Below are 1836 nucleotides of genomic sequence, written 5' to 3'. Positions count from 1 at the left end.
CTGTCGAGGTGGTGGGGGGTGAGGGTGGGGAGTGTGGCGTCGTCGAGGTGTCCTGCGGTGTGGACGACGGCGGTGAGGTCGGTCGTCTCGGCGAGGAGCGCGGCGAGGGCGGCGCGGTCGGCGGTGTCGCAGGCGGCGATGGTGACGTCCGCGCCGAGGCCGGTGAGTTCGGCGGCGAGTTCGGTCGCGCCGGGGGCGTCCGTGCCTCGTCGGCTGGTGAGCGTCAGTTTGCGGACGTCGTGGTGGGTGACGAGGTGGCGGGCGAGGAGGGTGCCGAGGGTGCCGGTGCCGCCGGTGATCAGGACGGTTCCGTCGCCGAACGCGGACGGCCGGTCGCCGGGGTCTGCGGCCGGGGAACGGGTGAGCCGCGGGGCATAGAGGCGGCCTTCGCGGATCGCCAGTTGAGGCTCCCCGGTCGCGAGGGCGGCGGGCAGTGCTGCGGCGGAGGCGTCCGTCCCGTCCAGGTCCACGAGGACGAACCGGTCGGGGTGCTCGGCCTGCGCGGCGCGGAGCAGCCCCCACACGGCGGCGGCCGGGAGGTCGGCGACGTCCTCGTCCGGACGGGCGGCGACCGCGTAGCGCGTCACGACGGCGAGCGTGGTGTCGGCGGTCCGCTCGTCGCTGATCCAGTCCTGGAGCAGCGCCAGCATCCGGTGCGTGAGGGCGCGCGTCCGCGCGGGCGGTTCGGTTTCGCCGTCCTCGCCGGTGGCCTCTTGGACGCACAAGACCGCGGCCAGGGACGTTGCCGCGCCCGTGTCGAGAGCGGCGCGGAGCGCGTCGGCGTCTTGGTGCAGGGTGACCCCTGCCGTCGCCGCCGTGGCCGGGGAGGAGACCGCGTGCCACTCCACCTCGAACAGGGCGTCGTGGGTGCCGGTCCGGCGCGGCAGGTCGGCGGGGGAGAAGGGCTTCAACGTCACCGCGTCCATGTGGGCGACCGGGGCGCCGTCCGCGTCGGTGAGGAAGACCGTGACGGCGTCGTCCCCGGCCGGGGAGATCCGCGCCTTGAGCGCGGTCGCGCCGGGCGCGCCGAGCAGGGTCACGCCGGTCAGCGCGGAGGGCAGCCGCAGTGCGCCGTCATCGTCGCCCTCGCCGTCGAGCAGCACCGGCTGTAGGACGGCGTCGAGCAGCGCCGGGTGGACGCCGAAGTCCGCTGCGGTGGCGTCCTCGGGGAGGTCCGCCTCGACCAGCACGTCGGTGCCGTCGCGCCATGCCGCCCGGACGCCCTGGAACACCGGGCCGTGGCCGAGGCCGGTCCGCAGCAGCCGGTCGTAGAGGCCGGCGACGTCGATCGGGCGCGCTCCGGGTCCGGGCGTGACGGACCGCTCGGCGGTCTCGCCGCCGCTGCCGATCACGCCGGTGGCGTGCAGAGTCCAGGGGGCGTCGTCCGCCTCCCTCGCGTGCAGGGACAGCTCGGAGGCGGCGACCGTCACACGCAACTGCACCGACCCGTCCTCGGGGAGGACCAGCGGGGTGCGGATCGCCAGTTCCTCGACGCGGTCGCCGCCTTCGCGCAGCGCGGCGAACAGGGCGAGCTCGGTGATCGCGGAGGCGGGCAGGACGACCGCGTCCAGCACGGCGTGGTCGGCCAGCCACGTCTGGTCCTTGACGGACAGGCGGCCGGTGAAAACCGTCCCCTTCCCCTCGGGGAGTTCCACCGCCGTGCTCAAGAGCGGATGCCCGGTGGGCGTCAATCCCGCTGCGGAGACGTCTCCATTGCCGGGCGGAGTATCCAGCCAGTAGCGCTGGTGTTGGAAGGGGTAGGTGGGGAGTTTGTGTGTGGGTGTTTTGTGGGCGGGTTGGTGGTTCCAGGTGGGGGTGGTGCCGTGGGTGTGTGTT

The 1836-nt window shown here is 74.3% G+C and carries 1 protein-coding gene; it reads right to left on the bottom strand.

All coding sequences use genetic code 11. The features are described 5' to 3' along the window. Positions 1-1667, bottom strand: a 1667-nt coding sequence (locus ETD96_RS43665) for a SpnB-like Rossmann fold domain-containing protein (protein WP_171069544.1), incomplete at its 3' end; no start/stop codon positions are given. Positions 1668-1836: the final 169 nt, after the last annotated feature.

It is taken from the genome of Actinomadura geliboluensis (genome assembly GCF_005889745.1).
Taxonomy (GTDB): Bacteria; Actinomycetota; Actinomycetes; order Streptosporangiales; family Streptosporangiaceae; genus Spirillospora; species Spirillospora geliboluensis.
Note: the sequence above shows the minus strand (reverse complement) of the source record. Positions and strands in the feature narration are given on the sequence as shown.